Here is an 18,790-nt window from a genome sequence, read left to right on the forward strand (position 1 = left end):
GCGGCCTCGACGCGGGTCCGCCTACCACGTCGGCGGCGAGAAGCCGGCGTCCTCCAGGATCGGCTTCCAGCGCTTCTGGACGGAGAGCCGAGAGACGTCCATCGCGTCGGCGACGGCGGACTGCGAGCGCTCCTGTCCGCGGATCAGCGCGGCGGCGTAGAGGCTGGCGGCCGCGGCGACGCGCTTGCCGCGCTCGTCGTCCGGCGCCCGCGACAGGAAGAGGTCCGTCGCCGTCGAGAGCGCCTCCTCGTCGAGGTCGAGCGTCGCGCACGCGTCGTCGAGCCGGTCGATCCACGCCGCGTTGTCGACGCGATCGCTCGCTCGGTACATGCCCGGACCTTGGACGGTACGATATAAAAAGGCCGCGCGGGGAGCCGCCGCGGAGCGGGCCGCCGAGAGCCGGGCGAAGGGGGCTCGGGTCGCCTCGGCCGTCGCCCTGAAGTCGGCGTCGCCCGTATCACGGATATGTCCACGCAAGCGTGGGACGAGACGCGGGTGCGCGAGCTGCACGACGACCTGACGTCGCTGTACGAGCCGGTGGACCGCGTCGCCGAGCACGGCGCCGACCCGACCGCCGAGCCCGGCGAGGGCGTTCGCCAGCTGGTGACGACGATCCTCTCGCAGAACGTCGCCGACGCCAACACGAGCCGGGCCTCGGAGGCGCTGTTCGACCGCTACGACGACTTCGCGGCGATCGAGGCGGCCGACGGCGACGAGCTCGCCGAGACGATCCGCGTGGCGGGACTCGCCGACCAGAAGGCCGCCCGGATCCAGCGCGCGCTCGCCGCGATCCGCGAGGAGACCGGCGGCGCCTACTCGCTGGCGTTCCTCGACGCGATGGCGACCGACGACGCGAAGGACTGGCTCACCGACATCAAGGGGGTCGGTCCGAAGACCGCCAGCGTCGTCCTGAACTTCCACTTCGGGAAGCCGACGATGGCGGTCGACACCCACGTCGAGCGCGTCTCGAAGCGCTTCGGGCTCGTCCCGGAGTCGGCCTCGAACCAGGCCGCCCACGACGCGCTCGACGAGCTGGTGCCGGACGAGCTGATCTACCCGCTGCACGTGCTGTTGATCCGGCACGGTCGGACCCACTGCTCGGCGCGCGCCGCCGACTGCGACAACCCCGTCTGCGCGCGCTACTGCGACTGCGAGTTCTGCCCCTGAGAACGAACGTCCGCGCGTGAGCACGAGCGCCTATGGTCGTTCGGCCGATAGGGACGACCATCCATGCACGCGCAGATCGGTGCGGTCCTGAGCGCGGTCCGGTGGGTCGACCGGCTCGCCGCCGAGTTCGTCGCCGCGATCCGCACGCCGTTCCTGACCGAGATGATGACGTCGATGACCGGGCTCGGCTCCGTCACGGCCGGCGTCGTGTTCGTCTGCCTCTTCTACCTCGCGGGCTGGCGCGAGGAGTTCGTGAAGAGCGTCGTCGCGCTCTCGCTGCTCGGCGTCGTCGTCTGGGCGCTGATGTCGCTCGTCGAGCGCCCGTTCCCGTCGAACCCGGTCTGCGTGACCGAGGGCGGCGGCGGGACCACGAGCTCGTTCCCCTCCGGTCACTCGGCCGCCGTGACGGCGTACGCGGGGATCGCGTGGAGCTCCGACGAGCTCCCGTTCGCGGTCGCCGCGGGGTTCGCCGGGCTAATCTCCTTCTCGCGGATCTACCTCGGCACCCACTACCTCTCGGACACCCTCTTCGGGATCGGGCTCGGGATCGCCGCGGTGGTGTTCGCGGAGCGGTTCCTCGACCGCGTCGGCGAGGAGGCGGTCCTCGACCGATTACCGTTCGAGGCGGACATCTAGCGTCGCCAGCCGCGGTAGTCGACGTCGCGGCCGTTACTCCCGTAGCGACAGGTATTTTTGAGCGACTCGGGTACGGTAGTTCGTGCGCGGGTTGCCGAGCCAGGCCAAAGGCGTAGCGCTTAGGACGCTATCCCGTAGGGGTCCGCCGGTTCGAATCCGGTCCCGCGCATGCCTCTCCGAGCAGTTCGCGAGGAGAGGCATCCCGACGAGGATCCGAATCCTACCAGACGCGCGCAGCGAAGCGAGCACGTCTGGTTCCGGTTCAAATCCGGTCCCGCGCATGAGCGAACGAAGTGAGCGAAGAGCAGGAGCGGATTTGAGCCCAGCGAGAAAGGCGCAACGAACGGAGTGACGAGCATTTCTCGCCTCGGTTCAAATCCGGTCCCGCGCATGCTTCTCCGAGCATTCTCGCGAGGAGAAGCGTCACGACGAGGATTCGAAGCAGGGAACGGAGCGAAGCGGAGTAAGTGAGGTTCGAATCCGGTCCCGCGCGTCGCGGCGGCGAATGGTTCGTGAGCCGCACAGTCGCCGAGTCGTCTCACTCGGCGGCGAATCAACCGGATCCGCCCTCGGAAACGGACTCGTTCCCAACGAGATCAACGTTCGTGACTTCGATCCGCGTGCCGGCCGCGTCGCTCGGTATCACGCGGATATCCCAGCCGTGCGCCTCCGTGATCTCTTTGACGATTGCGAGCCCGAATCCGGTTCCCTCGGAGCTGGTCGAATACCCCTTACTGAAGACGTCGTCACGGTCTTCCTCGGGGATTCCGGGTCCGTCGTCCGCCACGTAAAACCCGTGATCGAGATCGCCGACCGTGACCGTCACGCCCTCCCCGCCGTGCTCGACCGCGTTCCGGAACAGGTTCTCCAACAGCTGCTGGAGGCGAGACGGATCCGCCCAAATCGTGCGTTGCGTCCGTACCTCAAGCGTGGCGTCGCGCGTTTCGAAGCTCCGCCAACACCGCTCGCTGAGTGCGCCTAGATCGACCGGGTCCGGCTCGCTGACCGGCTTCCCCTCTCTGGCGATCGTGAGGAGGTCGTCTATCAGCGCCTCCATCCGCCCGTGGGCGTGTCGCACTTTCTCGAGGTGTGACTCCTCTCCGTTTTCACGGGTCAGCTCCAACCAGCTCTCGGCCACCTGTAACGGACTTCGCAGATCGTGGCTCACGATGCTGGCGAACTCCTCCAAGCGAGCGTTCTGTTCCTCCAATCGGGAGTTCTGTTCCTCCAAGCGAGCGTTCTTCTCCTCTAAGCGATCCTTCTTCTCCTCTAACCCTCGGATACGTCGCTTATATTCGGTGATGTCTCGGGCCGTCACGATCCCGGCAAAAATCTCGCCGGTCTCGTCTCTGACCGGGATGGAGTGAAGGCAGTAGTCCCGGTCCGAAAACTGCAGCTCACACCGTCTGGATTCGCCGTCCAGCGTCGAACTGTACAGCTCTCGAATCGTTTCCAGCGTCTCACCGTCGAATATCGCGCTGATATGTTCGCCTTCGACGGTTTCGGGGTCGATATCGAGTTTTTCGAACCCCTCTCCGTGCGCACGCTGATACCGGAGGTCGGGGCCGAACACGAGTACGGCCCCCTGTTGGAAGTTCTCGGCGAGCGTCCGGTAGAGGTTCTCGCTCCGCGTGAACGCGCGTTCCCGCTCCCTCCGATCGGTGACGTCGCGTCCGATAACCAAGTGTTGGCCCGGTACGATGTCGGCCGTGGCCGAATACTCGACGACGCGTTCGTCCCCGTCCGATCGAACCATCGGGAGCTCTCCCTCGTACGTTCCGGTCGCTTGGAGCTCCGACCACGCCGCTTCGAGCTCGGAGACGTCCCCGGCGAACTCGTCGAGAGTGAGCCCGAGGAGGTCGAACTGCGTGAGCCCGAACACCCCGGTCGCGTGCTCGTTCGCGTGCATGATCACTCGGTCGTCGTTGACGAGCACCATCGCGTCGAAGGACTCCTCGAAGACGGCTTCGAACTGGTCGCGGCCGTGCTGGAGCGTCCGGGGCGGTCGGTTCTGAATCGGTGACGGATCCGCACGTACTCGGGGGAGCGTTACCGTTACGGTCGTGCCCTCGTCGGTGACGGTCGTGTCGATACCGCCGTCGTGGGTGGTCACGATCCAGTGGACCATCCAGAGTCCGAGTCCGCTCCCGTGGACGAGCGGTGTCTCGACGCCCTGGTCTAGCACTTTCCGCTCCTGCTCGGGGAGCCCAGGCCCGTTATCGATCACACTGAGTGTGACGGTTTCGGACGTCGCCTCGACGCGTACCACGACGGCGGGATCGTCGGCGTGGGTGAGGGCGTTCTCCACGAGCTCCCGGAGGGCCAGTTCGAGGCTGGGCATCACTTCGAGCGTGATGTCGGTCGCCCCTTCGACGGTGAGCCTCGCGCCGCCGTCGTCGACGCCGACGGTCGAAGTCAGGTTATCGAGGAGCGATTCGAGGGCGACCGGCTCCCGGTTGAACTGAGTGGAGACGACGTGTTCGAGTTTCCGGGCCTTGTCGCCCAGGGCGATGATCTGGTCGATGTTCTCCAGGATCGTCTCGTCGAATCCCGGACGGGCGTGGTCGGGAATGCTGTCGAGGAGCATTCTGACGCGACCGCGGACGACGCTCATGTTGTTGCGGAGGTTGTGACGCAACACCCGGCTGAGCACGGAGATCGAGTTGGCACGCAGCGTTAGCGTCTCTTCGGTTCGTTTCCGTTCGAGCTCCCGTTCCAGGAGCCGAGCGATGAGCTCCGCGAACAGCGTGTCGCTCTCGCCGAACGGCTCGTCTCGAGCGGACTCCGAAACGAAACAGACCGTCCCGTAGACGTCCTCCCCGAGAACGAGAGGAGTGCCGTGATAGCAGCGTAGCCCGTGGGTCTCGAACGCGAGGTCGTCTTCCCAGCCTTGGGCGGGGGCGTCGTGGAGCGCGAGCGAGGTCGTCTCGTCGATCGCTCGCCGACAGTAGGTCGACCGCGGGTCCAGCGTCAGCCCGGTCGGAAAGCTCCCGTCCGGGGGGTCGGTGCTGACGATGACCTGCCAGAAGTCCGTGTCTCGGTCGATCCGCGTGAGGTGGGCGTGGTCGACCCCGAGATAGCGTTCCCCCAGTTCGAGGGCGGCCTGCGCCTTCTGTTCGAACGCGCAGTCCCGCTGTACGATCTCGTAAAGTTCGACGTGAGGGCTCTCGGTAGACGGCGATTCAGAACTCATCGGAGGACACCCCGGTGGCGGACGGCCGGAGTCGGCCGTGCCGTAGCACGGATGCCAAGCGGGTACCGACGGTGGTCATAAAACCAACATCACCCAGTGACATGTAATGTGTCTATGATAAAAATCCCACGGTTATGGCATGGTATACCAAGCATTCAGATTGTTCCATTTAGATATATCTGGAAAATGTTTGCGGATGCGGATCGGTTCGGCTCGAATCCGGTCCCGCGCACGCGTCTCCGATCGGTTTCCGACTCCCGACCGCCAGTCGAAACCGAGCTATCCTCAACGCTTGCCGCCGACTGCGTCCCTGCACAAACGCGACCGGTATCGGAGACCCCCGACAGCGTTCGCCGTTGTGACCCGCGTTAAACCGTTCCGGGCGGATGAGCGGGTATGGACACAGAGTTCGCGTACTGGGTCCCGAACGTCAGCGGCGGGCTGGTCGTGTCGGACTGGGAGACGGAGACGGACTGGACGTACGACTACAACCTCGATCTCGCCCGGACGGCGGAGGCGGTCGGCTTCGACTACGCGCTCGCACAGGCGCGGTTCTTCGGCAGCTACGGCGCCGAAAAACAGCTGGAGGCGCTGTCGATCGCCAACGCGCTCGCGGCGCAGACCGACGAGCTACACGTCATCGGCGCGGTGCATCCGGGCCTGTGGGAGCCCGGCCCGCTCGCGAACTTCATCGCCACCGCCGACCGCATCAGTGACGGTCGGTTCTCGATCAACGTCGTCTCCGGCTGGTTCAAAGGCGAGTTCACCGGGTTCGGCCAGCCGTGGCTCGCGCACGACGAGCGGTACGCCCGCTCGACGGAGTTCATCGAGGTCCTGAAAGCGCTCTGGACCGAGGACCGGGCGACGTACGACGGCCGCTTCTACACGATCGGGAAGGACATCGACGGGTTCGAGGGCGCGCCGTTGGAGCCGAAGCCGGTGCAGGACCCGTCCCCGCAGGTGTTCCAGGGCGGGAACTCGCAGGCGGCCCGGGAGATGGCCGCGAAACACGCCGACGTCCTCTTCATCAACGGCGGGAGCCTCCAGGAGATCCGCGCCGTCATCGAGGACGTCGAGGAGTACGCCGCGGAGTTCGGGACAGAGCCGCCCCGGTTCGCCGCGAACGCGTTCGTCATCCAGCGCGAGACGGAGGCGGAAGCGAAAGAGGTCCTCGAGGGGATCATCGAGAACGCCACCGACGAGGCGGTCGACGCGTTCAGAGAGCAGGTGAAACAGGCCGGCCAGTCGTCGGCCGAGGGCGACGGGATGTGGTCGGACTCCGACTTCGAGGACCTCGTCCAGTACAACGACGGGTTCAAGACCGGGCTCATCGGGACCGACGAGCAGATAATCGAGCGCGTCCGGAAGCTCGACGCCGTCGGCGTCGACGTCGTCCTCGCGGGGTTCCTCGACTACGGCGAGGAGCTCGAACGCTTCGGCGAGACGGTCATCCCGGCGGTCGAGTCGGCCGACCCGCTCGATCCGGACGAGGTCGACGGGGTCGACGAGATCGAGACGGTCGGCGGCGCGAAGGTGGCTCGGTAGATGACCGACCGAACGCTCCTCGGGATCGTCGGCAGCGTCTCCGCCGACTCCCGGACGCGGACCGCGGTCGAGATCGCGCTGGACGCGGCGGCCGACGAGCGTGGCGTGGAGACCGAAGTCCTCCACCTCGCCGACTACGACCTCGCGACCGCGGACGGACGCGGGATCGACAACCACGAGGGCGACACCGCGGACGCGCTCGAGCTGATCGTCGAGGCCGACGCGTACGTCGTCGGCACGCCCGTCTACCGCGGGTCGTACTCGGGCGCGCTGAAGAACCTCCTCGACATGGTGCCCCGCGGCGAGTGGCAGGGCGACGTGGCGCCGTTCGAGAACGCCGCGGTCGGGCTCGTCGCGACGGGCGCGACCGACCACCACTTCCTCGCGGTCGACCAGGAGCTCCGGCCGGCGTTCGCGTTCTTCGGCGCCCACGCGGTCGGGGGCGCGACGTACGCGAGCGGCGCCGACTTCGAGGACGGCGAGCTCGTCGACGGGAGAGTCCGCGAGCGCCTCGCGACGCTCGGCGAGGCCACCGTCGAACTGGCGGCGGCGATCGACGGCTCGGCGGCGCTCGGGTCGCTCGGGCCCGCGGTGTAGCCGTCTCACCGGCGTGCGTGGGAACGACCGTCGCTACTCGCGCGGCTTCGAGAGGTTCTCGACCTCGCCGCCGCAGTCGGGACACGTCGAGAGCCTGTCAGCGACGCCGTGGCGGGCGAGACACTCCCGGCATTCGTAGTGGGTCACCGCCTCACCGGTGGATGGAGTAGTGTTCCTTGTCATCACGTATCAGAGGCGCCGCTCGGAGATAAGCCGTCGGGTGCGACGCCGAGCGCGCCGGCCCTCCCTGTTATCCGCATTTTCGCGAGGATCCGGACATCGGGTGCCGCGATCTCGCCGTGACGAAAACAGATTTCGTGTACACTGTCATGGATTGCTGGTTGCACCAATCATATGTGGGCGTATTGTATCGGTTGACCCATGGCGGGACCGCCGATCCACGAGCTACACTTCGCGGAGGAACCGAGCGTCGATCAAGTTCCCGGTCCGAACTCGCGTCGCCTCCTCGACAGACAGGAGGCGATCGACAGCAGCGCGGTCGCGTACCCGAACGACATTCCGCTCGCGTTCGAGGAGGGGCGCGGCGCGACGCTGAAAGACGCGGACGGGAACGTCTTCCTCGACTTCTTCGCCGGCATCGGCGTCTACAACGTGGGGCACGCGAACCCCTACGTCAACGAGGGCGTCCACGAACAGATCGACAAGCTCACGCACACCGTCGACTTCCCGACCGAGCCCCGCCTCGACCTCATCGACAAGCTCGACGAGATCGCGCCCGGGGACCTCGCCGGCAACAGCCGGTTCGTCTTCGGCGGTCCCACCGGCAGCGACGCCGTCGAGGCGTCGATCAAGCTCGCGAAGTACAACACGGGCGGCCGCGGGCTGCTCGCCTTCCGGAACTCCTACCACGGGGCGACGACCGGCGCGATGAGCATCACGTCCAACAAGAAGTTCAAGAAGCCGTACGCGCCGCTCCTCCCCGACGTGGTCCACGCGCCGTTCCCGTACCCGTTCCGCGAGGGGCGGAGTCCCGAGGAGTCGGTCGACCGCGCGCTCGAGGAGGTCAGAGCGATAATCGAGGAGCCGTACGGCGGCCTCACGGACCCGGCCGGCATCTTCGCCGAGCCCATTCAGGGCGAGGGCGGCGTCGTCGTCCCGCCGGAGGGATTCCTCTCCGGGCTCCGCGAGATCGCCGACGAGAACGACCTCCCGCTGGTGTTCGACGAGATTCAGGTCGGGATGGGGCGCACGGGCGAATGGTGGGCGTCCGAGCATTACGACGTGACGCCGGACGTGATGACGACGGCGAAGGCGCTCGGCGGCAACGGCCAGCCGCTGTCGGGGACGATGTACCGCGAGGACCTCGACACGTGGGGGCCGGGCGACCACGCGGGCACCTACCGCGGCCACGTCCCCGCCATGGTCGGCGGCCTGCGCGCGATCGAGTACATCCAGTCGCACGACCTGCTCGACCACGCGACGGAGGTCGGCGCGTGGATCCGCGACCGCCTCCGCGACGCCGGCGACGGCGACCCGGGGCTCGGTCAGGTCCGCGGCAAGGGGCTGTTCGTCGGTGCCGAGTTCGTCGACGCCAACGGCGACCCCGACGACGACCGCGTCGAGGCGATCCAGGAGTACTGCTACGAGCACGGCGTCCTCGTCTGGACGGCGGGCCAGTACAGCAACGTGCTGCGGCTGCTCCCGCCGCTCGTCCTGACGCAGCGGCAGGCCGAAGTCGGCACCGAGATCATCGCCGACGCGATCGCTGCGACCGCTGAGTAGCGGCGTGCGGCGACGTTGACGCCGTCGGCGTCTGAGCCGCCCGTTACGTGGGGATCGTACCGTCGGAGGGCGCTATATCAGGGAGATCGCGATGACGGCGACACCCGCGATCCCGGCGGCGATACCGGTTCCGCGAGCGAACCGCTCGCCCCATGAGACGGTCCGTTCGAGCGAGAGGACGACCGTGATGAGCGCCATCCAGACGATGTTCATCGAGCCGACGACCACCATGAACGCGAACAGCGCCCAACAGCAGCCGACACAGAAGACGCTGAACTCCCAGCTCGTCCTGACGGCCCCGCGGACGCCCGGCCGGTGGTGACTCATGAGGAAACCGAGCGGCGAACGGCAGTACCGCAGGCACCGACGTTTGTACGGAGACACCTGATAGGCCGCCAACAGCAGAAGCGTTCCGCCCATCAGGAACCCGGCGTATCGGTGTCCGATGGTCGCGAGGGGGACCACCGCGTTGACGGCGAGCGGCACGATCCCTGTCAGCGTCCAGACGAGCGCGTACGTGCCCATGAACGCGACGACCCGCGCGGCCTTCCCCGCCGTCGTCGTCCCCTCGAGCGTCTTGTAGTAGAGTCTGAACAAGGGCACCGACGACGGGTACATCATCGCGATCATCATCACGCCCCACATGGCCACGTAGAGGCCGGTGCCGGTGAGTCCGTTCGACAACGCCGTCAGCTCCGGCACCCCGGGATCGGCCATCTGCATCCGCACGTCCACGGCGCCCCCCGTCGTCGGGAGCCGGCGAGTGACGATCGCGAGCCAGGCCAGCAGCGCGATCACGTAGGTGACGAGCGCGACGGCCGGGACGTCGTCACCGGGGAACCGCTTTCGGAACGAGTCTCGGAGATGCATGGAAATCGGACCGCGATCAGGCGTTCGCGAGCTCGAAATCCCCGAGGAACGAGTTGTTTCCCGAGACGTCCCACTCGAACGCGTCGTCGTAGGAGACGGTCGCGGTGGTCGATTGACCCATGCTCATTTCGAGCGTCTCCGTGAGCGGATGAGGTGAGATCGCGCCGAGATCACCGTTGAAGCCGTGTTTCCCGACCGCCTCCGTGGAGATGGCGTCGCCGACCTCGACCGAGAAGTTCGCGCCGTCTCGGGAGAAGGAGACGGGAGCGGTCGCGACGTCGGCGCTTTCGATATGGGCGTCGGCCGCCGCGGCGAAGATGCCGCCCGCTCGGCCGAGGTAGATGTCCTCGATCGCGGCTCGCTGCTCTTCGACGGCGGTTTCGTCGACGATGAGCACGACGTTCCAGGCGGTCTCCGGATCGAACATGACCCCCTCATCCGTGCGAATGAGCAGCGCGACGTCGAGTCCGCTCAGGTCGACGTCGCCGTACCGACCGTCCTCGATGTGAAACACGAACGAGCCCGTACAGACGCCGCCGTCGGGACGCTCCATCGCGATGCATTGACAGATGACGTCGCAGTTGCACGCTTCGACGTAGTCACCGGAGATCGACCACTGTTGTGTCATTGGTGAACACCGAACGCCGGTACACCGGTAGACACGATAAAGATTCCTAACGAAAGATCGTGATATTCAGGGTCGTCGGACAGTCTCGCCCGAGCGGACGCCCTACGCCGGCAGCGCCGACTCGGGCACCGTCCCGTCCTCGTTCCACCCGCGGACCTCGTAGTACGACTCGACGGCGTCGTCGAGTCCGGGGAGCTCCTCTTCGTACGGCAGTCGGTCGTCGTCGCCGTCGATCCCGCGCCGGTTGTTGAAGTGACGCTCTAAGGTCACCGTCCGCGCGCCCGCCGCGAGCAGCTCCTCGAAGTCGGCGTCGAAGAGGAGCTCGTAGCGCTCGGGCGTCATGAAGTCCCGCGAGAACTTGCAGACGACGCCGCTGTCGTTGAGCGCCATCAGGTTCTCGCGCTCGACGAGCCGCTCCGCCTTCCCCTCGAACCCCGCGGGCTCCATCGCCTCGTCCTCCTCAACGAGGGGGTACTCCACGGAGTAGAACGTCGCGTACATGTGGTCTGCGCCGCGGTTCGCGACCGCGTACGAGAGCGCCTGCCCGTGGAGGAGCCGCCCCTCGTGGGCCGCGAAGTCCATGTTCTTCACCGACCAGTTGCCGACGCCGAGTTCCTCGTGGATCCGGCCGATCCCCTCCGCGAGCTGATCGCCAACCCCGTCGCGGTGGGCGGTCTTCTCGACGAGGTCCCAGATGAGCTCGCGGTTGCCGAACTCCTCTTCGGCGGCGAGGTAGGCGGCGATCGTGTTGCCCGCGGAGATGGCGTCGAGCCCGTACTCGTCGCAGAGCCGGTTCGACTCCATCACGTCGACGATATCGTCGACTCCGGAGTTCGAGCCGAACGCCATCGCCACCTCGAACTCGGGCCCCTCGGTCTCGACGCCGCGCGCCTCGTCGCGGGTGGGGAGCTTGCAGGCGAACGCGCACGCCGAGCACGTCCCCTTCTTGTACTTCTTCTCCGCGACGGCGGCGCCGTTGATCCCCTCGACGCCCTCGAAGGAGCGCTCGGAGAAGTAGTACGACGGCAGCCCGTCCATCTCGTTCGCGAGGTCCATCACGGCCACCGTCCCCTGCTCTTTCATGATGTGGTCCTCGGTGGCGGCCTCGCGGTGAATGTCGTTCGCGGTCGCGTCGATGGAGAGCTCGGGCGCCGAGTCGCCGCCGAACGTGACGGCCTTGACGTTCTTCGCGCCGAGGACCGCCCCCAGCCCGCCGCGGCCGAACGCGCGCTCCTCGGTCGTCATGATCGACGCGAACCGGACCTCGTTCTCGCCCGCGGGCCCGATAGCCGCCGTCCGGTCGCTGGAGATGTCGTGCTCCTCGTCGAGGTAGCCGGCGGTCTCGGAGATCGTCGCCCCGGCGAGCTCCGGCACGGCCTCGAACTCGACGCCGTCGTCGCGCACGTGGACGACGACCAGCTCGTCGCTCGCGCCCGCCAGCTCGATCGCCCCGTACCCCGTCGCCGCGAGGTGGCGCGACACGAAGCCGCCGGCGTTCGACGACAGCAGCCCGTCCGTCAGCGGCGAGAGCGCGGTGCAGTTCGTCCGCCCCGTGAAGCTCATCTGGGACGCCTGCATCGGCCCGGTGGTGAACACGGCGCGGTTCTCGGGGCCGAGCGGGTCCGCGTCGAACGGGATCCGCTCGTGGGCGAGGCGCGTCGCCACGCCCCGTCCGCCGATGTATCGCTCCTGGACCTCCGTGATGTCCGTCTCGGCCGTCGTCCGGTCGCCGACGTCGATCGACAGCAGCGGCCCGGTACTGTGAAGCATGTCCGATCATCCGTGGACGCGGTACAAAAAACCGAGCCAACCCGTCCGAATTGAGGGTTTCACGCCCTCTCGGCCGCACTCACGAGACATCTCGTGGGGCGTCTGAGCGGCGCTTCGGGGCGAATTCACGGGATACGCGGGGAAGATGTACACAGTATCTGTTTTTAATGTACACGATAAATTTATACTGCTGCTGGCTGATCCCCTTCGTAGACGCCCTGTTATCATGCCACGGGAACACATCTTCGACGAGGCCGAGTACGAGCGGCGGGTGGCTCGGACGAAAGAGCGGCTGCGCGAGCGCGACCTCGACGCGATCGTCGTCAGCGACCCGGCGAACATGAACTACCTGACCGGCTACGACGGCTGGTCCTTTTACGTCCATCAGGCGGTCGTGGTGACGCCCGACCGCGACGAGCCGATCTGGATCGGCCGCGACATGGACGGCGACGGCGCGCGGGCGACGACGCACCTCGCCGAGGAGAGCGTCCGCGCGTACAGCGACGACCACGTGCAGTCGCCCCGCGACCTCCACCCGATGGACTACGTCGCCGGCGTCCTCGAGGAGCTGGGCGTCGCGGACGGGCGCGTCGGACTGGAGATGGACGCCGCCTACTTCACCGCGAAGTCGTACACCCGCCTGCAGGGGAACCTCCCCGACGCCGAGTTCGCGGACGCGACGCTGCTCGTCGGCTGGATCCGCGTCCGGAAGTCCGAACAGGAGCTGGAGTACATGCGGCAGGCCGCGCGAATCTCCGAGAACGCGATGCGGGCCGGCCTCGACGCCGTCGGCGAAGGGGTCCCGGAGTACGAGGTCGCCTCCGCCATCTACCAGCAGCTGATCGACGGGACCGACGAGTTCGGCGGCGACTACCCGGCCATCGTCCCGCTGATGCCGTCGGGCGACCACACGGGGACGCCGCACCTCACGTGGACGGACCGGCGCTACGAGGACGGCGACCCGGTCATCATCGAGCTCTCCGGCTGTCGGCACCGCTACCACTCGCCGCTCGCCCGGACGACGTTCGTCGGCGACCCGCCGACCGAACTGCGGGAGACCGCCGACATCGTGGTCGAGGGACTGGAGGCTGCGCTGGACGCCGCGGAGCCCGGCGTCACCTGCGAGACCGTCGAGAAGGCGTGGCGCACCACGATCGAGCGGTACGGGATAGAGAAGGAGGACCGCATCGGCTACTCGATGGGGCTCGGCTACCCGCCGGACTGGGGCGAGCACACCGCGAGCATCCGCCCGGGCGACGAGACGGTCCTCGAGGAGAACATGACGTTCCACATGATCCCCGGCATCTGGACTTCCGAGGTCGGTATGGAGATCAGCGAGACGTTCCGCGTCACGTCCACGGGCGCTGAGACGCTGGCCAACTTCCCCCGCGAGCTGTTCACCGCCTGACCGGGCTCTCCCCGGGCGACCGCACCCCTCCGATCAACCGTCCGCGTCCGGCGTGACGACCGCGTTCTCCAACTCGCCGCCCTCGTCGAGCGCCGCGACGTTGGTCGCGACGATGTCGGCCAGCCGGTCCCAGTGTTTGGGCGTGTGACCGCCGGTGTGCGGCGTGATCAGGCAGTTCTCTAAGTCCCAGAGCACGTGGTCCGGCGGGAGCGGCTCGGGGTCGGTCACGTCGAGCGCGGCGCCGCGAACGCTCTCCGTCTGGAGCGCGGACACCAGCGCGTCGGTGTCGACGAGCCCGCCGCGGGCCGCGTTGACGACGACCGCCTCGGGCGGGAGCGTCGCCAGCTCCGCCTCCCCGACCATCCCGCGGGTCAGGTCGTTGAGCGGGCACGCGAGCACGACGTAGTCGCTCCGGGCGAACGCCGCGTGGACGTCGTCGTCGTCGAAGCCCAGCACCTCGTCGGTGGGGCCGCCCTTCTCCGGCGTGTAGCGGATCCCGATCGTCTCCACCTCGAATCCCTCGAGCCGCTGGACGACCGCCTGCCCGATCGAGCCGAGCCCCACGACGGTGACGGTGCTGTCGGTGAACTCGCGCGACTGGAAGTGGCGCCACTCGCCGTTCCCCTTCCGGCGGAACCCCTCGTGGAGGTCGCGCGCGAACACGAGCATGTTGGCGATCGACTGCTCGGCGATGCCCGGCGCGTGGATGCCGCCCGCGTTCGTCACGGTCACGCCGTGATCGCGGAGCGCGTCGGTCGGCACGTGGTCGGTGCCGGCGAAGGTGCACGCGAACAGCTCCAACCGGTCGGCGCGCTCGAGGAGGTCGGCGTCGAGCGTGATTCCGGTCACGACCCGGGCCCGCGGCACGAGGTCGCGCTCCTCGGCGGGCGTCCGGGCGAGCGCGACGGTTCGGTCCGGGAGGCGCTCGCGGAGCGCCTCGGCGTACGACGCCATCGACAGGCCTTCCGTCCCCTCGCGCAGCACGACGATGTCGGGATCTGCGGTCTGGTCTGAGCTCATGAGCGGTGGGCGCGTCGGAACGACGCGTTGACCGATTATTGTGAGGGGGTTTCTTAGCCTTTTGTGTATCTCACGTACACGACAATTGTGTACAATCAACTACGCTTAAGAGGGTCGAGTGAGAGAGCCACTCGCATGAACGAACCGATCCGCGATCGGCTCGCCAGCGTCCGCCGACGATTCCACCGGCATCCGGAGCCCGCGTGGCGCGAGTTCCTCACGACGGCGACGCTCGTCGAGGAGATCCGATCGATCGGCGTCGACGAGCTCGCGATCGGTCCGGACGCGTACGACCCGGCCGACCGCATGGCCGTCCCCGACGCCGACTTGGGACCGTGGATCGAACGCGCCCGCGAGCACGGCGCGGACGACGAGCTGCTCGACCGTATGACCGGCGGGAACACGGGTGCCGTCGCCGTGCTCGACCGCGGCGAGGGTCCCGCGATCGGACTCCGCGTCGACATCGACGGGCTGTTCATCGAGGAGTCGACCGACCCCGACCACGACCCCGCAGACGAGGGGTTCCGCTCCGAGATCGACGGGACGATGCACGCCTGCGGTCACGACGTCCACATGACGTGGGGGCTCGCGGTCCTCGAGGCGATCGCCGAGAGCGACTTCTCCGGGCGGCTGGTCGTCTTCTTCCAGCCGGCCGAGGAGACCGGCGGCGGCGGCCACCTCATGGCCGAGAGCCGGTTCGCGGACGGCCTCGACTACCTGCTCGCGGTCCACGTCGGCCTCGACCACCCGACCGGCGAAGTCGTGGCGGGGATCGAGAAGCCGCTGGCGATGGCGCACCTGGACGCGACGATCGAGGGCACGTCGGCGCACGCCGGCAAGGCGCCAAACGAGGGCGACAACGCGATGCAGGCGATGGGGACGGCGATCGTGAACGCCTACGGAATCGCCCGGCACGCCGACGGGATGACCCGGGTGAACGTCGGGAAGGCCGAGGCCGGCACCGCCAGCAACGTCATCGCGGAGCGCGCGCACATGGAGGCCGAGGCGCGCGGCGAGACGACCGCACTGAAGGAGTACATGAAACGCCGGTTCGAGACCGTCGTGCGATCGGCCGCGACGATGCACGGCTGCCGCGGGACCGTCGACGTGGTGAGCGAGTCGCCGCGCGCCGACAGCGACCCGGAGCTGCAGGCGCTGGTGAGCACCGTCGCCGAGGGGGTCGACGGGATCGACAGCGTGCTCCCGGCGGCCGACTTCGGCGCGAGCGAGGACGCGACGTTCCTGATGGAGCGCGTACAGGAGGAGGGCGGGCTGGCGACGTACCTCATCGTCGGCACCGACCACCCGACGAGCCACCACACCCCGACGTTCGACGTCGACGAGCGGAGCCTCCGGCACGGCGTGGACGTCCTGGTCGGCGCGATCCGAGACCTCGAACGGCGGCACCCCGTGGCGCGGGCCGAGACGCCCGGAGACGCGAGTCCGACTCTCGAATGACCGACGGCGACACCGCCGATACAGACTCCGGAGGCGACGAGCCGGACGCATCACCGATCGTCACGCGAGCCGACGTTGAGGACGCCCGGCGCCGGCTCGACGACGTCGTGCATCGGACGCCGCTCGACACCTCGCGCACCTTCGCCGAGATGAGCGGGGCGGACTCGCTGGGGCTCAAGCTCGAACAGCTCCAGCGGACCGGCTCGTTCAAGATCCGTGGGGCGTACAACGCGATGGCGCGGCTGTCCCCGGCCGAGCGCGAGGCCGGCGTGATCGCCGCCAGCGCGGGCAACCACGCGCAGGGCGTGGCGCTCGCGGGCGACCTCCTCGGGATCGAGGCGACGATCGTCGTCCCCGAGGTGACGCCGGCGGCGAAGATCGCGGCGACGCGGGGGTACGGCGCGACCGTCCTCGTGGAGGGCGACATCTACGAGCGCTCCTACGAGCACGTCGTCGAGCGCGCCGAGGAAACGGGTGAGACGTTCGTCCATCCCTTCGACGACCCGGCCGTCATCGCGGGGCAGGGCACGGTCGGTCTCGAGCTGCTGGAGCAGTACCCCGCGATGGACGCCGTGCTCGTCTCGATCGGCGGCGGTGGGCTCATTTCGGGGGTCGGGACGGCGGTGGCGGCCGCGGACCGCGACGTCCGGGTGGTCGGCGTCCAGCCGGAGGGCGCGGCGCACGCTGGCCCCTCGCTGGAGGCCGGCGAGGTCCGGGCGCTCGACGGCGTCGACACCGTCGCCGAGGGGATCGCCGACACGCGGCTGTCGGAGACCACCCTCGCGGTCGCGAGCGAGGTCGTCGACGAGGTTGTGACCGTCTCCGACCGCGAGATCGCCGCGGCCGTTGCGCTGCTGGCCGAGCGCGAGAAGGCGGTCGCCGAGGGCGCCGGCGCCGCGCCGCTCGCCGCCGCGCTCTCGGACCGGCTGGACCTGTCCGACTCGAACCCGGCCGTCGTCGTGTCGGGCGGGAACGCGAACCTCACCGACCACGCTGAGCTCGCGCGGACCGGACTGTTCGAACTCGGGCGCTACGCGGAGGCGCGGCTCGCGCTGACGGGGTGGCCGGCGCGGGTCGGCGACGTGATCGAGGCGGTGACGGCCGAGGGCGCCGAGCTCGACGCGCTGGAGCGTGCGCGGCGAGCGGGGACCGACCACCCGAACCGCACGCCCGTGACGATCGGGATCGAGGGGCGCGACGCCGACCACCTCGATACGGTGCTGACGGCGGTCGCTGAGATCGATGGTGTGTCGGTCGTCGAGCGAACGGTCGGCGACGGGATTTGAGAAAATCAGCAGCGAAGCCCGCACCCCCGATTCGGCCCCTCAGTTCGCCGCCGCGCTCGCGCTGACGGCGTCGACCGCGTCGAGGAAGATCCCCGTGCCGAGCGCGATCTCGCGTTCGGTCGCGTCGAGCGGCGGCAGCAGTCGGATCGTCTTCTTCCCGCAACCGAGCGTGAGGAGGCCGCGGTCGAGGGACGCCTCGACGACGGCCGAGCGTCGCTCCGCCGTGTCGAACTCCACCGCGAGCATCAGCCCCTTGCCGCGGACGTCGACGACGGTGCCGGGCGCGTCGTCGCGGAGGAGCTCTCGCGCCTGGCGGCCCCGACGGGTCGCGTTGGCCAGCAGGTCGTGTTCCTGAATCGCCTCCAGCGTGAACGCCCCCATCATCGAGCCGAGGAGGTCGCCGCCGCCGAACGTCGAGCCGAGGCGGTTCTTCTCCGAGGGGAACACCTCCGACCGGGAGATCGTCGCGCCGACGCGCAGCGCCTTCGCGCTCGCGATCACGTCCGGCTCGATGGCGTAGTGGTCCGACGCCCAGATCTCGCCCGTCCGACCGACGCCCGACTGGATCTCGTCGACGACGAGCGGGATGTCGTACTCGTCGGTGACGGCCGCGACCTCGTCCATGAACGCCTCGCTGGGGAAGCGGTAGCCGCCGACGCCTTGGATCGGTTCGAGCGTCAGGAAGGCGATCTCCGCGGGGTCGACGTGGCCGCCCTCGGGCGCGAGCATGCTCCGGAGCCGCGAGCCGCCGGCAGCGAAGAAGCCGCAGTCGCAGCTCGCGGCGTCGCAGCCGCGGTCCGCGCAGAACGGCACCGTCTCGATGCCGCTGATCTCGGGGTATCGGCGGGTGTACACGTCCTTCGACTTGGTCAGCGACAGGGTCCCGAGCGTGCGGCCGTGGAAGCTCCCGTCGAAGGCGACGCCGTACTTCGCGGGCGCGCGGTGGTCGTGCGTGATCTTCATCGCGTTCTCCATCGCCTCCGCGCCGGAGTTCGAGAGGAAGACGGTGTCCATCCCGTACTGGCTGGAGACGTCGGTCAACCGGTCCATGAGGTGGCTCGACCCCGGGAAATCGGCCTCCTCCGGGCTCGGACCGGAGCCGAAGTACATGTCCTGGCCGGCGATCTTCATCGGCTCCACGAGGTCGAACTCGCGGAGCTTCGAAAGCACCTTCTCGTTGTTGTAGCCGAGCGGCGCGGCGCCGATGTGACAGGTGAAATCGAGGAGGACGTTGCCGTCGACGTCGGTGACGAAGGGCCCGTCGGCCTCGCGGGTCACGTCCCAGACGAACTCGTGGGAGTACTCGCTGGGCGCGGAGTGCGACTGATGGAACTCGACCCAACGCTGCGCGTTCGGGCCGGGGAGCGCGTCCGCGGCGGGTTCCGCCGTATCCCTATCCATACACAGATTATGTATACACCGTACATTAAAACTTGGTATAAATCGGGATGAGCGGGCCGCGACGGCTC

General features: G+C 68.2%; 16 protein-coding genes and 1 tRNA gene. 9 read left to right on the forward strand and 8 right to left on the reverse strand.

Annotated features, from left to right (window positions below; translation table 11 throughout):
• Positions 1–21: 21 nt before the first annotated feature.
• On the reverse strand, positions 22–330 hold the full coding sequence (locus FGM06_RS10370) for a transcription initiation factor IIB family protein (RefSeq protein WP_144799179.1): 309 nt from the start codon (positions 328–330) through the stop codon (positions 22–24).
• A 135-nt stretch (positions 331–465) separates the two neighbouring features.
• Between FGM06_RS10370 and FGM06_RS10375 the strand changes: the two genes are divergently transcribed.
• The 3 genes from FGM06_RS10375 (at position 466) to FGM06_RS10385 (ending at position 1,972) form a co-directional block, all read left to right on the forward strand.
• Positions 466–1,167, forward strand: a complete 702-nt coding sequence (locus tag FGM06_RS10375; RefSeq protein ID WP_144799180.1) for an endonuclease III domain-containing protein — start codon at positions 466–468, stop codon at positions 1,165–1,167.
• 63 nt (positions 1,168–1,230) lie between these two features.
• Complete coding sequence (locus FGM06_RS10380; protein ID WP_144799181.1) at positions 1,231–1,803, forward strand: phosphatase PAP2 family protein; 573 nt, start codon at positions 1,231–1,233, stop codon at positions 1,801–1,803.
• Positions 1,804–1,887: 84 nt separating this feature from the next.
• Positions 1,888–1,972 (forward strand) — tRNA-Leu (locus FGM06_RS10385).
• Between the two features lie 384 nt (positions 1,973–2,356).
• On the opposite strand, the gene FGM06_RS10390 is transcribed toward FGM06_RS10385, so the two are convergent.
• Positions 2,357–4,996: an ATP-binding protein gene (locus FGM06_RS10390; RefSeq protein WP_144799182.1), complete on the reverse strand. Its 2,640-nt coding sequence runs from the start codon at positions 4,994–4,996 to the stop codon at positions 2,357–2,359.
• A 396-nt stretch (positions 4,997–5,392) separates the two neighbouring features.
• Between FGM06_RS10390 and sfnG the strand changes: the two genes are divergently transcribed.
• Both sfnG and FGM06_RS10400 read left to right on the forward strand, forming a co-directional pair.
• Positions 5,393–6,541, forward strand: coding sequence for a dimethylsulfone monooxygenase SfnG (gene sfnG, locus FGM06_RS10395; RefSeq protein WP_144799183.1), 1,149 nt, complete (start codon positions 5,393–5,395; stop codon positions 6,539–6,541).
• Entirely contained in the window at positions 6,542–7,138 is a 597-nt protein-coding gene (locus FGM06_RS10400; RefSeq protein ID WP_144799184.1) for an NADPH-dependent FMN reductase, read from the forward strand.
• A 33-nt stretch (positions 7,139–7,171) separates the two neighbouring features.
• Here FGM06_RS10400 and FGM06_RS10405 read toward each other — a convergent pair whose 3' ends face one another.
• The gene (locus tag FGM06_RS10405; protein WP_144799185.1) at positions 7,172–7,321 is read right to left on the reverse strand and encodes a rubrerythrin-like domain-containing protein; all 150 of its coding nucleotides are present in this window, start codon (positions 7,319–7,321) and stop codon (positions 7,172–7,174) included.
• Positions 7,322–7,519: 198 nt separating this feature from the next.
• Here FGM06_RS10405 and FGM06_RS10410 point away from each other — a divergent pair, with 198 nt between their 5' ends.
• Entirely contained in the window at positions 7,520–8,881 is a 1,362-nt protein-coding gene (locus FGM06_RS10410) for an aspartate aminotransferase family protein (RefSeq protein WP_144799186.1), read from the forward strand.
• A gap of 72 nt (positions 8,882–8,953) precedes the next feature.
• Here the strand turns inward: FGM06_RS10410 and FGM06_RS10415 are convergent, their stop codons facing one another.
• The 3 genes from FGM06_RS10415 to FGM06_RS10425 form a co-directional block, all read right to left on the reverse strand.
• A complete protein-coding gene (locus FGM06_RS10415; RefSeq protein WP_144799187.1) occupies positions 8,954–9,751 on the reverse strand; it encodes a DUF2182 domain-containing protein in 798 nt (265 codons plus the stop codon).
• 16 nt (positions 9,752–9,767) lie between these two features.
• A complete protein-coding gene (locus FGM06_RS10420) occupies positions 9,768–10,379 on the reverse strand; it encodes a DUF1326 domain-containing protein (protein ID WP_144799188.1) in 612 nt (203 codons plus the stop codon).
• 102 nt (positions 10,380–10,481) lie between these two features.
• Complete coding sequence (locus FGM06_RS10425; RefSeq protein WP_144799189.1) at positions 10,482–12,149, reverse strand: aldehyde ferredoxin oxidoreductase family protein; 1,668 nt, start codon at positions 12,147–12,149, stop codon at positions 10,482–10,484.
• 226 nt (positions 12,150–12,375) lie between these two features.
• Between FGM06_RS10425 and FGM06_RS10430 the strand changes: the two genes are divergently transcribed.
• A complete protein-coding gene (locus tag FGM06_RS10430; RefSeq protein ID WP_144799190.1) occupies positions 12,376–13,557 on the forward strand; it encodes a M24 family metallopeptidase in 1,182 nt (393 codons plus the stop codon).
• A gap of 33 nt (positions 13,558–13,590) precedes the next feature.
• Here FGM06_RS10430 and FGM06_RS10435 read toward each other — a convergent pair whose 3' ends face one another.
• Positions 13,591–14,577 carry a D-2-hydroxyacid dehydrogenase gene (locus FGM06_RS10435; RefSeq protein ID WP_144799191.1) on the reverse strand — a complete coding sequence of 329 codons (987 nt, stop codon included), beginning with the start codon at positions 14,575–14,577 and terminating at the stop codon, positions 13,591–13,593.
• A gap of 135 nt (positions 14,578–14,712) precedes the next feature.
• On the opposite strand from FGM06_RS10435, the gene FGM06_RS10440 reads away from it, so the two are divergent.
• Positions 14,713–16,035, forward strand: a complete 1,323-nt coding sequence (locus FGM06_RS10440; protein ID WP_144799192.1) for an amidohydrolase — start codon at positions 14,713–14,715, stop codon at positions 16,033–16,035.
• The gene (locus FGM06_RS10445) at positions 16,032–17,321 is read left to right on the forward strand and encodes a threonine ammonia-lyase (protein ID WP_144799193.1); all 1,290 of its coding nucleotides are present in this window, start codon (positions 16,032–16,034) and stop codon (positions 17,319–17,321) included. The genes FGM06_RS10440 and FGM06_RS10445 overlap by 4 nt, the downstream gene beginning before the upstream one ends.
• 39 nt (positions 17,322–17,360) lie before the next feature.
• On the opposite strand, the gene FGM06_RS10450 is transcribed toward FGM06_RS10445, so the two are convergent.
• A complete protein-coding gene (locus tag FGM06_RS10450) occupies positions 17,361–18,722 on the reverse strand; it encodes an aminotransferase class III-fold pyridoxal phosphate-dependent enzyme (protein WP_144799194.1) in 1,362 nt (453 codons plus the stop codon).
• Between the last annotated feature and the right edge of the window lie 68 nt (positions 18,723–18,790).

The organism is Halorubrum depositum (assembly GCF_007671725.1).
GTDB classification, from domain to species: domain Archaea; phylum Halobacteriota; class Halobacteria; order Halobacteriales; family Haloferacaceae; genus Halorubrum; species Halorubrum depositum.

Bases quoted from the DNA above. Each gene is read 5' to 3' on its own strand.
- FGM06_RS10370 (WP_144799179.1), bottom strand. From the start codon at position 330: ATGTACCGAGCGAGCGATCGCGTCGACAACGCGGCGTGGATCGACCGG.
- FGM06_RS10375 (WP_144799180.1), top strand. From the start codon at position 466: ATGTCCACGCAAGCGTGGGACGAGACGCGGGTGCGCGAGCTGCACGAC.
- FGM06_RS10380 (WP_144799181.1), top strand. From the start codon at position 1,231: ATGCACGCGCAGATCGGTGCGGTCCTGAGCGCGGTCCGGTGGGTCGAC.
- FGM06_RS10390 (WP_144799182.1), bottom strand. From the start codon at position 4,996: ATGAGTTCTGAATCGCCGTCTACCGAGAGCCCTCACGTCGAACTTTAC.
- sfnG (WP_144799183.1), top strand. From the start codon at position 5,393: ATGGACACAGAGTTCGCGTACTGGGTCCCGAACGTCAGCGGCGGGCTG.
- FGM06_RS10400 (WP_144799184.1), top strand. From the start codon at position 6,542: ATGACCGACCGAACGCTCCTCGGGATCGTCGGCAGCGTCTCCGCCGAC.
- FGM06_RS10405 (WP_144799185.1), bottom strand. From the start codon at position 7,321: ATGACAAGGAACACTACTCCATCCACCGGTGAGGCGGTGACCCACTAC.
- FGM06_RS10410 (WP_144799186.1), top strand. From the start codon at position 7,520: ATGGCGGGACCGCCGATCCACGAGCTACACTTCGCGGAGGAACCGAGC.
- FGM06_RS10415 (WP_144799187.1), bottom strand. From the start codon at position 9,751: ATGCATCTCCGAGACTCGTTCCGAAAGCGGTTCCCCGGTGACGACGTC.
- FGM06_RS10420 (WP_144799188.1), bottom strand. From the start codon at position 10,379: ATGACACAACAGTGGTCGATCTCCGGTGACTACGTCGAAGCGTGCAAC.
- FGM06_RS10425 (WP_144799189.1), bottom strand. From the start codon at position 12,149: ATGCTTCACAGTACCGGGCCGCTGCTGTCGATCGACGTCGGCGACCGG.
- FGM06_RS10430 (WP_144799190.1), top strand. From the start codon at position 12,376: ATGCCACGGGAACACATCTTCGACGAGGCCGAGTACGAGCGGCGGGTG.
- FGM06_RS10435 (WP_144799191.1), bottom strand. From the start codon at position 14,577: ATGAGCTCAGACCAGACCGCAGATCCCGACATCGTCGTGCTGCGCGAG.
- FGM06_RS10440 (WP_144799192.1), top strand. From the start codon at position 14,713: ATGAACGAACCGATCCGCGATCGGCTCGCCAGCGTCCGCCGACGATTC.
- FGM06_RS10445 (WP_144799193.1), top strand. From the start codon at position 16,032: ATGACCGACGGCGACACCGCCGATACAGACTCCGGAGGCGACGAGCCG.
- FGM06_RS10450 (WP_144799194.1), bottom strand. From the start codon at position 18,722: ATGGATAGGGATACGGCGGAACCCGCCGCGGACGCGCTCCCCGGCCCG.